This window comes from Neomoorella stamsii, from assembly GCF_002995805.1.
GTDB lineage: Bacteria > Bacillota > DSM-521 > Neomoorellales > Neomoorellaceae > Neomoorella > Neomoorella stamsii.
Genome location: NZ_PVXL01000031.1, coordinates 30,035 through 42,638 on the forward strand (window position 1 = coordinate 30,035; position 12,604 = coordinate 42,638).

The 12,604-nt window shown below is 55.4% G+C and carries 10 protein-coding genes; 3 read left to right on the forward strand and 7 right to left on the reverse strand.

What is annotated here, in order from left to right:
- Window positions 1–350 precede the first annotated feature (350 nt).
- From MOST_RS05585 to MOST_RS05600, 4 genes are read right to left on the reverse strand one after another with little or no spacing between them, the layout of a single operon-like run.
- Window positions 351–1,727: a sigma-54-dependent transcriptional regulator gene (locus MOST_RS05585; protein ID WP_054936002.1), complete on the reverse strand. Its 1,377-nt coding sequence runs from the start codon at window positions 1,725–1,727 to the stop codon at window positions 351–353.
- A 19-nt stretch (window positions 1,728–1,746) separates the two neighbouring features.
- On the reverse strand, window positions 1,747–3,090 hold the full coding sequence (locus MOST_RS05590) for a GAF domain-containing sensor histidine kinase (protein ID WP_054936003.1): 1,344 nt from the start codon (window positions 3,088–3,090) through the stop codon (window positions 1,747–1,749).
- A 22-nt stretch (window positions 3,091–3,112) separates the two neighbouring features.
- Window positions 3,113–4,099: a uroporphyrinogen decarboxylase family protein gene (locus MOST_RS05595; protein ID WP_054936004.1), complete on the reverse strand. Its 987-nt coding sequence runs from the start codon at window positions 4,097–4,099 to the stop codon at window positions 3,113–3,115.
- The gene (locus tag MOST_RS05600; RefSeq protein WP_054936005.1) at window positions 4,083–4,745 is read right to left on the reverse strand and encodes a cobalamin B12-binding domain-containing protein; all 663 of its coding nucleotides are present in this window, start codon (window positions 4,743–4,745) and stop codon (window positions 4,083–4,085) included. Before MOST_RS05600 ends, MOST_RS05595 begins: the two co-directional genes overlap by 17 nt.
- Window positions 4,746–4,905: 160 nt before the next feature.
- On the opposite strand from MOST_RS05600, the gene MOST_RS05605 reads away from it, so the two are divergent.
- A complete protein-coding gene (locus MOST_RS05605; protein ID WP_054936006.1) occupies window positions 4,906–5,652 on the forward strand; it encodes an N-acetylmuramoyl-L-alanine amidase in 747 nt (248 codons plus the stop codon).
- Window positions 5,653–5,734: 82 nt separating this feature from the next.
- Here the strand turns inward: MOST_RS05605 and MOST_RS05610 are convergent, their stop codons facing one another.
- From MOST_RS05610 to MOST_RS05620, 3 genes are all read right to left on the reverse strand, one after another.
- A complete protein-coding gene (locus tag MOST_RS05610; RefSeq protein ID WP_054936007.1) occupies window positions 5,735–7,177 on the reverse strand; it encodes a carbon starvation CstA family protein in 1,443 nt (480 codons plus the stop codon).
- A gap of 116 nt (window positions 7,178–7,293) precedes the next feature.
- Window positions 7,294–8,043 (reverse strand): LytR/AlgR family response regulator transcription factor, encoded by a 750-nt coding sequence (locus MOST_RS05615; protein ID WP_054936008.1) that lies wholly within the window; start codon window positions 8,041–8,043, stop codon window positions 7,294–7,296.
- Complete coding sequence (locus MOST_RS05620) at window positions 8,040–9,746, reverse strand: sensor histidine kinase (RefSeq protein ID WP_054936009.1); 1,707 nt, start codon at window positions 9,744–9,746, stop codon at window positions 8,040–8,042. The genes MOST_RS05615 and MOST_RS05620 overlap by 4 nt, the downstream gene beginning before the upstream one ends.
- 260 nt (window positions 9,747–10,006) lie before the next feature.
- Here MOST_RS05620 and amrA point away from each other — a divergent pair, with 260 nt between their 5' ends.
- Together amrA and amrS are read left to right on the forward strand one after the other, a co-directional pair.
- Entirely contained in the window at window positions 10,007–11,383 is a 1,377-nt protein-coding gene (gene amrA, locus MOST_RS05630; RefSeq protein WP_054936011.1) for an AmmeMemoRadiSam system protein A, read from the forward strand.
- 179 nt (window positions 11,384–11,562) lie between these two features.
- On the forward strand, window positions 11,563–12,561 hold the full coding sequence (gene amrS, locus MOST_RS05635) for an AmmeMemoRadiSam system radical SAM enzyme (RefSeq protein WP_054936012.1): 999 nt from the start codon (window positions 11,563–11,565) through the stop codon (window positions 12,559–12,561).
- Window positions 12,562–12,604 lie beyond the last annotated feature (43 nt).

Here is a 12,604-nt window from a genome sequence, read left to right on the forward strand (position 1 = left end):
CCAAGCTATGCTTCCTCCCTCTTCCTTTTTCTTGCCTCGCCGGAAGTATAGTCTTCACCTCCGTTCTCCCGGCGAGGGACCAGGATATTTGCAATTCATGTGATAAAATGGACTATAACTTGCAAGTCATTTTTTTGCAAGATACGTGCCAGCGGTGATAAATAAAAAATAGCCCTCAAAATAAGGGCTAAAGAGATTTGTTATCCCCATATATGCGACAAATGTGTCACACGTAGTTATGCCTTACGCGGAGATTTCGCTCTTATAAGGACTGTAACTGTGTGATCTTTTTGTCCCATATGCGGGACATATCCTGCGCAGTAAAAAAGGGGCAAGAAAATACTCCTGGATCATGTGTCCAACTTGAGGTTATATTTTTTAATTAAACGGTGGATGGTCCGCCTATTGACTCCGGCCTCCACGGCCGCCCGGGTAATATTGCCCCTGTGTTTTTTTAATAACCGCGTGAAGTATTCCTGTTCCAGGATTTCCAGGTGTTTTCTTTTCACTTCTTTGAAACTCTCGCCTGCAAGCTCTATATTAACCGGGCTATCGTTCCTCGTAAGTGTGGACGGCAGATGGGCGGGGTAGATTATTTCGCCCTCCGCCAGGAGGACGGCCCTCTCGATTACGTTCTGCAGTTCCCGGACATTACCGGGCCACGGGTAAGCCTCCAGCAGCCGTTGCGCTGGCGGGGAAAGGGTCCTGGCTGTTTTCTCGTATTGCCTGGCAAATTGCTGCAAAAAACGGGTGGCGAGGACGGGAATATCCTCCGGCCTTTCCCGTAAAGGGGGGATTTTGATGGGAAAAACATGCAACCGGTAAAACAGGTCGGCGCGAAACTGACCCGCCGCTACCATTTGCTCCAGGTTGCGATTGGTAGCGGCAATGAAGCGAACGTCAGCCGGGAGGAACTCATTGCCGCCTACCCGCCGGTACTGGTGCTCCTGCAATACCCGCAGCAATTTGGCCTGGAGATTCAGGGGCAACTCGCCTATCTCGTCCAAAAAAAGGGTGCCGCCTCTGGCTATTTCAATGATCCCCGGCTTATTGGCCACCGCCCCGGTGAAGGCCCCTTTCTGGTAACCGAAAAGCTCAGTTTCCATCAGGTTTTCCGGCAGGGTAGTGCAATCAAAAGGAATAAAAGGTTTCTTCGACCGCAAACTATGGGTATGGATGAAGCGGGCCAGCAATTCTTTCCCCGTCCCGCTCTCCCCCGTGATTAATACCGTAGTTTCGGTACAGGCCACTTTTTTGGCCAACCCGATGGCGGCCAGCATATTTTCGCTGACGGCGATGATATTCTTTTCACCATACACTTCCATGAGCTGTAAATGTAAATTCTGATTTTCCTGCTTTAGTCTCCTTTGTTCGGCAGCCCTTTCTAAAACAAGTCGCAGCTCATCCAGATTAAAGGGTTTGGTCAAGTAGTCGTAAGCGCCTGCTTTCATGGCCTTGACGGCGGAGGAAATACTGCCGTAAGCGGTTAAGACAATTACCGGCGTTTCTTTATTCCAGGCCTGCACCGTTTGCAGCACCTGGAAACCGTCTTGCTGCGGCATTTTCAGGTCCGTAATCACTATATCGGGCTGCTCCGCCCGGATGTACTCACCAACGCGTAAACTGTCGGCAACCGGGATACATTCATAATGCCAGCGTTTTAAAATGCGGCAGATATTTCTGAGGAAGTCCGGTTCATCGTCAATGACCATAACTTTAACTTCCATCTTTGTTTATCGCCCCAATTCAAAATTCATCTTTGCTCATGGCCTGGCACAAAGGGAATTTGAGGGTAAAGGTGGTGCCGGTGCCCGGTTTACTTTCCACTTCCACCATTCCGCCGTGCTCCTTCACTATGTTGTAGACGATAGATAACCCCAGGCCTGTACCTTTGCCGGGTTCCTTGGTAGTGAAAAACGGGTCAAATATCTTTCCCAGATCTTCGGGTTTAATGCCTATTCCTTCATCCTTTACAGCTAAAATAGCCATTCCGTTATTTACATCAACAGCCGTTTTGATTGTAATCTGTCCTCCCGCGGGCATGGCGTCCGCGGCGTTATCTATAAGATTAAGTAGCAGTTGCTGCAATTTCATCTGGTTGCCGTTAATAACCACCTGTGTCTCCGCCAGCTGAGGGCACAGGCTGATACCGTCTTTGACCGGGCGGGAACCCGGCAAGACAAGTGTTTTATTGATGACCTCATTTAGATCCAGGGGCGCCAGTTCCTGGACGGGTTCCCGAGCGAATATCAGCAAGTCCCTGACCAGGCCGGCAATACGGCGGGCATGTTTGGCTATCGCTTCCAGCTCTGCTACCAGTTCTGCTGAGAGGTTGTTTTCCGCAGGGTCCATCAACAGGTAATCCAGGGAGGAAAGGATTATACTGATGGGATTATTAATCTCATGGGCCAGGTTGGCAGCCATGCGCCCCGTGGCTGCCAACTTTTCGGATTGAATTAAACGAGCTTCTGCTTCCTTCAGTTCCTTCAACTTTTTTTGCAAGTGGATATTGAGCCTCTTGATCTCCCTGTTGGCGCGGGCCAGTTCCTCTTTCTCTTTGTTTAATTGTTGATAAAGGCGGGCCCGGTAAATGGCTATAGACAACTGGCTGGCAACCGCCACCAGGAGTTCCAGGTTATCACGAGAGAAGCTGTTAATCTTGGGACTTTCGACGGTCAGGCTGCCCAGAAACTCTTTACCAAACATAATGGGGATACACACATAGGCCCTGGTATTCCTGGCCAGCAATCTATTGGGGCACCCCGGGCTGAGATTTACATCCTGGACTATTAACGGAAATCCCTCGGAGGCTATACGGCAATGGGAGACATCATCTACCCGGTGGCAACCTGAAGAGGAAGCCCGGCGTCTCCCTGCCTGGATCTGCATCCGCGTACAACCTTGATCAAACAGAAAAAGGAAGGATTTACAACGGGGTAAAAGTTTGTCAATTTCCCTCGTCGCCGTTTTTAAGATAGTGTCCAATTCCAGGGGCAAGTAACCCACAAGGTTATTGAGCTTTACCAGGAAACTGAGCTGCTGGATCTTTTTCTCTAGAAGCCGCTGCATTTGGATATCATTGCCTACCATCACAGGTTACCTCGGCGTTAAATTATTTCAGCGGGCCCGTTTTTCTTACCGTTTTCACCAGAGCCAGGATATTTTCCGCGCGGGCTTCCAGGGGAATTTCGCACCCGGCTCCGAGGATATAACGTTTTTCTCCTTCAACGCTGGCTAAACAATTTTTAGCTAACCGTTCAATTTCGGAGGTATTTTCTTCCACAAAAGCAAAGGAGGCAATATTGCCGGTGATCAGCAAACCAGGTAAACTGGCCATGGCTTCCGCCAGGTCCAGGTGGCTGTCAATAGTTACCATGTCGCAGCCCAGTTCCCGAAAGATGGGATAAAATCTGGAGGTTGACCATATTTGAAACCAGACCATTTGACTGCCTGCTTCTTTTAAGCCAGCAAATAGACTTTTGAGGTTAGGCAATTCCATTTGCCGAAAGATGTTAATAGGCATTATTTGCTGGCTGGCTATGGGGTCATATATTAGAACTGAATGGGCCCCAGCCTGCAACAACGCTTTTCCGTAGACCATAGCCACTTCTGTAGTAAACCGGAGCAATTCCTTGACAGCCTCGGGACGTTCAACTATGCTGGTAAGCAGTTTTTCCAGTCCCAATACCTGCCCGGCAATTGACATCGGCCCCATGATTTTGGGGATTACCAGTACCTGCTCGCCCAGGCTGCGGCGCAGCATCCGGCAGGCCTCAACGGTGACGGGCATCCTGCCATGCCGGTGGGGGTCGGGTAGCGACAGCTTTTCCCAGCGAGTTATCTCCGCCAGGGCCGGCCGCTCCAGAGCAGGGTAATTATCCTGATAATAATGTAAAATCGAACCCAGGGCTTCGGCCTCTATGGAATGGTCTGCAGCCGGGAAAACAGCATCATAGCCGTAAAACTCCCAGGCCGCTAGCTGACAGCGGTACATGGTAAGAGCATCAGTGGCATAACGCTGGACCGGCTCTCCAGCCAGTAAGGCCGCATGGCCCATAATCTGGGGCATTACCGGCACATTGTTAACTTGTTTGATCATAGTTCTTCTTCCTCCTGCCAAGGGATAAAAGATAATCCAACCCCGCAAATACATCCCTGGCCACGAAATCCACACCGAGATATTTCCTGCTGGCCAGCCGAAATCCCGCTCCCCCGGCAATTATGGTTATATCGTTAAGGCCGCAGTGGGTGGCAAGCCGGCGGATTTCTTTTGCATATTGAGCGGTAATGGTTAATAAGCTGGATACGGCGATACAATCAGCCTTGTACTCTATAGCGGCCTGCACGAATTTTTGTGGTTCAACATCTTTACCCAGGTCGATTACCTTTAATCCGGCAAGGGAAAAAAATATACTGACGATATGCTTGCCCAGGTCGTGGAGGTCATCCTTAATAGTGCCCAGAATCACTGTCATCTCCGGTAAGGGTCTGACCACCTTTTGCCCGCTATTGGAGATTACCTCCAAAACATCCATCATCGCCCGGCCGGCTAAGAAGATCTCGAGTAAGCTAAAGTCATCAATGGTACATTTAGAATTTAAGGAATTAAGAGGCTCTGTCAGGCCTTTTTCTACTAACAAATCGATCGGGATCCCTTCAGCCAGAAGCTGCCGGGTCAGGGACCTGGCCTTCTTATTGTCCCCATCCTTAACGGCCTGCGCTAGATCCTGTAGATGGTTTATCACCGCTCACCTGCCCCTCTAACTAATCCGCACTATGTCAAGCCCAAATTATGTTTTATTATTTCGTGACTGGCTTGGCAAATCCTTTTTTAAAATATGCAGGAAATACTTCCCAGGTTTAGCGAATAGATTGCAGGCATATCTATTACGGGAGGCGGGGTTCATGGCGCGGGTGGTATTTGTTCCCCGGCGGCGCAGCCTTAAGTTTATGGCAGCCGTACTGGTAGTTATGGCTGTATTTTTGGCCTGGAGTCGCTACCAGGGCCTGAAAGAGGAGCAGGCCATCCAGGCCCTTTCCTGGGCTGTGGCCAACCAGGTGGTGGTGGTCGATCCCGGCCACGGCGGGATTGATTCCGGAGCCACGGGCCCGGCTGGAACCCCGGAAGACCGGGTCAACCTAGCTATCAGCCAGCGCCTGGCAGAATTTTTGTGCCAGGGCGGGGCCAGGGTTTTCCTCACCCGCCAGGATGAAAACGTCCAGGAAGGAGAATCCGGCGATGACCTGGTGGAACGGGTTAAGCTCGCCCAGAAGGTCAAGGCTGACCTCTTTATCTCCGTTCACTGCAACGCCTTTGACGGCCGGGAAAGAGGCGCCCAGCTCTTTTATGATCCCAAATCGCCGGAGGGGAAAAAACTGGCTGAGGCCATCCAGGCGGAAATCCGGCGCCGTCTGGCCAATACCGACCGGGTGCCTTTAAGTATTGATGCCTTTGTCCTGCGTACCCAGAAGATCCCGGCAGTCATTGTGGAAGTTGGCTTTATTTCCAACCCCCGGGAAGAAAAGCTCCTGGCCGATCCCCATTACCAGCGCCAGATGGCCTTTGCCATCTATGCCGGTGTTGTTAATTACCTGGCGGGAAAAGGCCCCGGGGCTGGGGAGTACGGCCAGGCAAAAAGGGAAGCCCCCTGATGCCAGAGGGGTACGGGCGACCAGGATGGTCGGGAGATATAAAAATCCCCGGGTTAGGGGCTTAACCCGGGGATTAATTTCTTTACCTGGTCTCCGGTTTGGGTTTGGCGCCGCTTAAGACAGCTTCCCGGCTGTAAACCTGCCACAGGAAGGCCAGCAGGGCTAGGGCGGCTGCGGCTATACCTACCGGGTAGGAAATGCTGGTAGCCAGGTGCAGGCCTTCCGGCGCCTGGAAGATATAGGTGATGCTGACGGCTGTCATGAAGGTAGCCGGAAGGGTGGCTACCCAGTGGAAGCTGCGCTGCCGGGCCAGGTAGACGGCGGCGGCCCAGAGGGCAATCATGGCCAGGGTCTGGTTGGACCAGGCGAAGTAACGCCACACGATGGTGAAGTCAATCTGGCTCAAAATAAAACCGATGGTAAAGATGGGAATGGCGATTTTATAGCGGTTAATTATGGGCCCCTGCTTTAACCCCAGGAATTCGGCAATGGTGAGCCTTGCTGCCCGGAAGGCGGTATCACCGGAGGTGACGGGCAGGACGATAACCCCCAGGACGGCCAGGACGCCGCCAATGGTACCCAGGAGGGTAAAGGAGGCCTGGTTGACGACACCGGCCGGACCGCCCAGGCTCTTCAAACCGTTAGCCAGGCCGTTGGTGCCGCCAAAGAAAGTCATGGCAGCAGCGGCCCAGATAAGGGCGATAATCGACTCAACAATCATGGCCCCGTAAAAGACCCGGCGGCCATAACGCTCATTTTCCAGGCAGCGGGCGATTATAGGCGACTGGGTGGCGTGGAAGCCACTGATGGCGCCGCAGGCGATGGTGATAAAGAGCAGGGGCCACAGGGGCGCTCCCTGGGGATGCAGGTTGGCCAGGGTTAACTCAGGAATATGATACCCCTTAACCATAATCCCGCCGACAATCCCTACGGCCATGATAATCAGGACGGCCCCAAAGAGAGGATAAATCCTGCCAATAATTTTATCAATGGGCAAAATTGTCGCCAGCAAGTAATAGACTAAAATAACGCCTAGCCAGAAGGAATAATTTAAACTTTCAGGGGTAAGCCTGGCCAGGAGCTGGGCCGGGCCGGTCATAAAGACGGTCCCTACCAGGATCAGGACGATGACGGTAAAAATATTAACGAACTGTTTCATCTTGGCGCCAAGGTAATTGCCGACAATGGCCGGCAGGTTGGCGCCGTCGTGGCGCACGGAGAGCATGCCGACGAGGTAATCATGGACGGCGCCGGCAAAGATACCGCCCAGGACGATCCAGATAAAGGCCACCGGTCCCCACAGGGCTCCCTGGATGGCGCCGAAAATTGGTCCCAGGCCGGCAATGTTTAAGAGCTGGATCAGGAAATCCCGTTTCCAGTCCATGGGTACATAGTCAACGCCGTCGTTGAGCCTTACTGCCGGGGTGGGGCGCTGTTCCTGGGGGGCAAAGACCCTCTCGACAAAAGTGCCGTAAAGGAAGTAGCCTACCAGCAGGATGACGATGGATACCCAGAAAGTTATCATGATTGCTGTACCTCCTCTGCCTGATTATCTATTTAAAATTTTAAGGCCAGAGGGAGGAAGCAACCATTAATATTGCCCCAACGACGCTATTGATGCCTGAACGGCGCCGGGAGAACTTAAAAGCCGAGGATAGCCCGCACGTCCTTGAGATAGGTGCGGCCGACGGGTATTTCGGTCTTTTCCTGGTCCTTGAGCAGCAGGTGGTAGGTGCCGTGGAAATAGGGGACTACTTCCCGCACCAGGTCAAGGTTGACAATAAAGCTGCGGTGGACCCTTAAGAAACCCCTGTCCAGCTTGTCTTCCAGTTCCTGCAGGGTACCGGGAAATCGCAAAGCGCCCTGGTTAGTTTTCAGGAGCACCTGGTGGCCCCGGGCTTCGGCATAGATAATTTCCCCCGGGTCGATAACCAGCAGGCGGTCTTCTTTCCAGGCAGCCACCTTGGTAGTCTTGCGGGTGGTCGCCAGGTGGCGCAGGAGGCTGGCCAGGGGTGGGGTTTCATGTTGCTGGAGCAACTGGCGCACCCGGGCCAGGGTGGTGGCCACCCTTTCGGCCGTGAAGGGCTTTAACAGGTAATCGACAGCATTGAGTTCAAAGGCCTCGATGGCGTAGGCGTCATAGGCAGTGGCAAAGATGATTAAGGGGGGACGGGGCTGCTTTAAAAGCAGCCGCGCCACCTCTACCCCGTCCAGGTCCCAGAGTTCGATATCCAGGAAAACAACGTCCGGCTGCAGGCAAGAGGCTAGTTCCAGGGCCTCGCTGCCCCCGGCAGCCTCCCCGCAGACCGTAAAGTTGGCATCCCGTTCAATATAATAACGTAGTTCCTGGCGGGCCGGTTCTTCGTCGTCGACGATGAGGGCCTTGATCAACTGGCAACCCCTTCCTTGAAAGCTGCCTGGCTCTGCCGGGGCAGGGAGAATTCCACTCGCGTACCGCCTCCCGGATTCAGGCTAAAGCGGAGGCCATATTCCGGGCCGTAGAGCAGGCGCAGGCGCTCGTGGACGTTAAACAGGCCGACATTATTACTATTGGCCTGGTTGCCCGCTAATAAACCGGTTACCTTGTTTAAATCTATACCCACACCATTGTCACTAACTGTTATCCGGGCCTCGCCGTTTACCTCCCGGGCGGTGATGGTTACCTGTCCTCCTTCCCGGCGGGGTAAAAGGCCGTGCTTGACGGCGTTTTCCACCAGGGGCTGGAGGGTCAGGGCCGGTAACAGGTAATGGGCCACTCCGGGCTCGACATCAATGGTTACCTCCAGGCGGGAGCCGAAGCGGGCCTTCTCAATAGCCAGGTAAGAACGTACATGCTCAATTTCCGTAGCCAGGGTGACCGGCCGCTCCGGGTGCTGCAGGTTGCGGCGGAAAAAGTCCCCCAGGTAGCCCAGGAGCTGCCGCGCCTTTTCCGGGTCCAGGCGGCAGATGGACATGATGGTGTTCAGGGCATTAAACAAAAAGTGGGGGTTGATCTGGGACTGCAGGGCCCGGATTTCGGCTTTGGCAACCAGTTGTTCCTGCCGGTCAATTTCCGCCAGTTCCAGCTGGGTGGAGAAGAGGTGGCCCAGGCCGGCGGCCAGCTCCAGGTCCAGGGGGCCAACGGCATTGGCCCGGGTATGATAGAGCTTTAAGGTGCCGATTACCTTGCCCCGCGACTCCAGGGGGACAATTACGGCTGCCCTTAAGGGGCAATCCTGGTGGTGGCAGCCGATTTCTGCTCCCGTCTGGGCCACCTGGATTTTGCCGGTGTCCAGGGCCTGGCGGGTGGCGTTTGTCAGGACCTTCTGGCCCTGGCGGTGGTGATCGCTCCCGGCACCGACGTGGGCCAGGATCTCATCGCCGCTGGTAATGGCTACAGCCTCCAGGCCGGTAATTTCCATAATAATAGCGGCTGCCTGGCGGGCGGAATCCGCATTTAGACCCTGGCGTAAGTACGGCAGGGTCTTGTTGGCAATCTTTAAGGCCTTCTGGGCCTGGACGGCGCCGGCCAGCTCCTGCTCCCGGAGTACACTCTGGATAATGATTACCGCCAGGGCAATACCGCTGGCATTAACCAGCATCATGGGCCAGGCGATGACCTTGACCAGGCTCCAGGCGGCGGTAAAAGGCCGCGCCAGGGCTAAGATAATCAGCATCTGCAGGGCTTCAGCAACAAAACCGGCAGCAAAGGCCACCGGCCAGGGCAAAGGGCGCTGGCGGTAGGCCCGGGCCACCAGGCCCCCCAGCAGGCCTTCGACAGTGGTGGAAACGCCGCAGGCCAGGGCCGTAAAGCCCCCCATAAAAAACCGGTGGCCGCCGGCAATAAGCCCGGCGAGGAAACCAACCAGGGGACCACCAAACAGCCCGCCGACCATGGGGGCAATGACCCGGGAGTTGGCCAAGGCATCCTGGATGGGGATGCCGGCATAGCTGCCGAAGATCCCCAGCAGGCCAAAGACCAGAATTAAAAGTAATTTTTGGTGAGAACTGGCCTGCTCCTGGAGCAGTTTCCGGAATGTCCGGGAACGGCTCAGGATAAAGGCCAGGGTTATAACTACACTCATCCGTTCAACCAGGGATATGAAAAGAGGCATTTCCTGTCACCTCCGGGAAGGTAGATTGACATTAAACCTGCCACCGGGTTGCCGGAAACAGCAGCGTGCGCTTAGCCAGCTTATTCCCTTTTATTGTAACGTAATTACCGCCACCGGCACAATAGCAAATGGCGCCAGGCCTTCACCCCCTGTCAAAATGCTGGTGGGTGTGGTAAAGTTAATTTTGAAGGGAAGACCCGGGCTGGAAGCAGTTACATGAAAGGATGGGCGCCGGGCTATATTAAAAAAGGGGTGATTGTATGGGACGGTTACTGGATGTGGCCTTTATGCCCCACCCACCTGTTATGGTCCCGGAGGTTGGGCGCGGCGAGGTGGCCAGAATTACTGCCACAGTTACGGCGGTTAAAGAACTGTCAGCAAAACTTGCCGCCCGCCGCCCGGAGGTGGTAGTCATTATTTCCCCTCACGGGCCGGTTTTCCGCGACGCTGTAGGACTCTGGGCCACTGGGCAGCTAAAGGGTGATCTGGCGGCCTTTAGAGCCGGGGAAGTCAAGTTTACTTATCGCCTGGATCTGGAGCTCAGCCGGGCCATAGCTGATGCAGCCCGGGAAGCCGGGTTGCCGGTGGCCTGGCTCGACGCTGCCGCCTGCCGGCGTTACGGTTTAACTCCGGAACTGGACCACGGCATGATGGTGCCCCTCTATTTTTTGCGCCAGGCAGGCATCGATACCCCCCTGGTTGCCATGGGCATGGCCTTCCTGCAGCGGCAGCAGCTCTATGCCTTTGGTGCCGCCCTGGCCCGGGCCGTTGCGGCCAGCCCGCACCGGGTCCTGCTGGTGGCCAGCGGCGATCTATCCCACCGGCTGTTGCCCGGAGCGCCGGCAGGGTATGATCCCCGGGGAAAAGATTTTGATGCAAGGGTGAAGGAGCTCCTTGCGGCCGTGGACGTGGAGGGCATCCTGGCCATACCGGAAGAACTGGCGGAAAAAGCCGGCGAGTGCGGCCTGCGTTCCTTTATCATGGGCCTGGGTGCCCTGGACGGCTATGAAGTACGGGGAGAAGTTTTGTCCTATGAAGGCCCCTTCGGCGTCGGTTACCTGGTGGCCCACCTGGAGCCTGTAGGGGAAGCTCCAGAACGGAGCCTGCTGGCTAAAGATAAGAAACCGGTAGCGGAGTCGCTGCCGGTGCGCCTGGCCCGCCAGAGCCTGGAGTATTACCTGCGGACTGGCAAGGTACTGCCCGTTCCCGAACCTCTGCCCCCGGAACTGGCCGGCCGGGCCGGTGCCTTTGTGTCTATCAAGAAGCACGGCAGCTTAAGGGGATGTATCGGTACCATCGGCCCTACCAGGACCAACCTGGCCGAGGAGATTATTTACAACGCCCTGGCAGCCGGCCTGGAAGACCCCCGTTTTCCCCCGGTCACAGTAGAAGAACTGCCGGAACTCCAGTATTCGGTAGATGTCTTGAGCGAACCCGAACCGGCCACCCTGGCGGACCTGGACCCCAAAGTTTACGGCGTCATCGTCAGCCGCGGTCGGCGGCGGGGACTGCTCCTCCCCGACCTGGAGGGTATTGATACCGTCGAAGAGCAGGTGGCCATTGCCCGCCAGAAGGGCGGCATCGGTCCTGATGAACCCTACCAGCTGGAAAGGTTTAAGGTTACACGCTACCATTAGTTAGATTGTTATTTTGCTGGCCCCTGGCTTATATTCCCCCTTGCTCTCTGCCCCATACGGAGCAAGGGGAAGTTCCTATTTCCAGCCCTGCATATTGTCTCCCGGCCAGTAGAGGTCAATTAATACCAATGCTGTGGAACAAAACCCGGCGAGCCAGGAAAATGACGGAGGGTTGTCCAATGGCCAGAACTGAAGCTATGTATTATGTAAAGTTACCCGGGGAGAAGGTGGAATGCCGCCTCTGCCCCCATACCTGCGTCATCGCCCCCGGCGGCCGGGGCATTTGCCGGGTGCGGGAAAACCGGGAGGGGCGCCTTTATACCCGCAACTACGGCCGCTGTTCCTCCCTGGCCCTGGATCCCATTGAAAAAAAGCCCCTCTATCATTTTTATCCCGGCAGCCTGATTCTCTCGGCCGGGACGGTGGGTTGCAATTTTCGCTGCGAGTTCTGCCAGAACTGGGAGATAGCCCAGGAAGAGCCGGAGACGGTAGCTATTACCCCGGAGGACCTGGTCCGGAAGGCCCGGGAAGTAGACAGCCTGGGGATAGCCTATACCTATTCCGAACCCCTGGTGTGGTTTGAGTTTGTCCTGGATACAGCCCGGCTGGCCAGGGAAGCGGGGCTGAAGAATGTCATGGTAACCAACGGCTTTATCCGGGCGGAACCCCTGGCCGACCTCCTGCCCTGGATTGATGCCTGGAATATTGATGTCAAGGGTTTCAGCCTGGAATTTTACCGTAAAGTCGTCCATGGCGACTACCGGCCTGTCCTCGAGACGGCGGCGGCGATAGTTGCGGCCGGTAGCCACGTAGAGATAACGACGTTGCTGGTGACCGGCTTAAACGACGACCCGGAGGAGCTGGCTGAGCTGGTAAAATGGGTGTCGGATAAGTTAGGAGTAGATACGCCCCTGCACTTTTCTCGCTACTTTCCCCAGTACCGCCTGCAGGCGCCGCCGACGCCCCTGGCGACCATGCGCCGCACCTGGGAAATGGCCCGGCAGCACTTGCATTATGTTTACCTGGGCAATGTGGCCGACCCGGAGGCCAGCAACACCTATTGCCCGGCCTGTGGCGAGCTGGTCATCCGCCGCACGGGCTATCATGTTTCCCTGCCGGGCCTGGCAGGGCGCGCCTGCCGCGCCTGCGGAAATGAGCTGGCCATTGTAAGGGATTGACGACCAGGGAGCGCGGCGAAAACAAAGCCAGCCTGCGAAAGAG

Bases quoted from the DNA above. Each gene is read 5' to 3' on its own strand.
- MOST_RS05585 (WP_054936002.1), bottom strand. From the start codon at position 1,727: ATGGAAGTTAAAGTTATGGTCATTGACGATGAACCGGACTTCCTCAGA.
- MOST_RS05590 (WP_054936003.1), bottom strand. From the start codon at position 3,090: ATGGTAGGCAATGATATCCAAATGCAGCGGCTTCTAGAGAAAAAGATC.
- MOST_RS05595 (WP_054936004.1), bottom strand. From the start codon at position 4,099: ATGATCAAACAAGTTAACAATGTGCCGGTAATGCCCCAGATTATGGGC.
- MOST_RS05605 (WP_054936006.1), top strand. From the start codon at position 4,906: ATGGCGCGGGTGGTATTTGTTCCCCGGCGGCGCAGCCTTAAGTTTATG.
- MOST_RS05610 (WP_054936007.1), bottom strand. From the start codon at position 7,177: ATGATAACTTTCTGGGTATCCATCGTCATCCTGCTGGTAGGCTACTTC.
- MOST_RS05620 (WP_054936009.1), bottom strand. From the start codon at position 9,746: ATGCCTCTTTTCATATCCCTGGTTGAACGGATGAGTGTAGTTATAACC.
- amrA (WP_054936011.1), top strand. From the start codon at position 10,007: ATGGGACGGTTACTGGATGTGGCCTTTATGCCCCACCCACCTGTTATG.
- amrS (WP_054936012.1), top strand. From the start codon at position 11,563: ATGGCCAGAACTGAAGCTATGTATTATGTAAAGTTACCCGGGGAGAAG.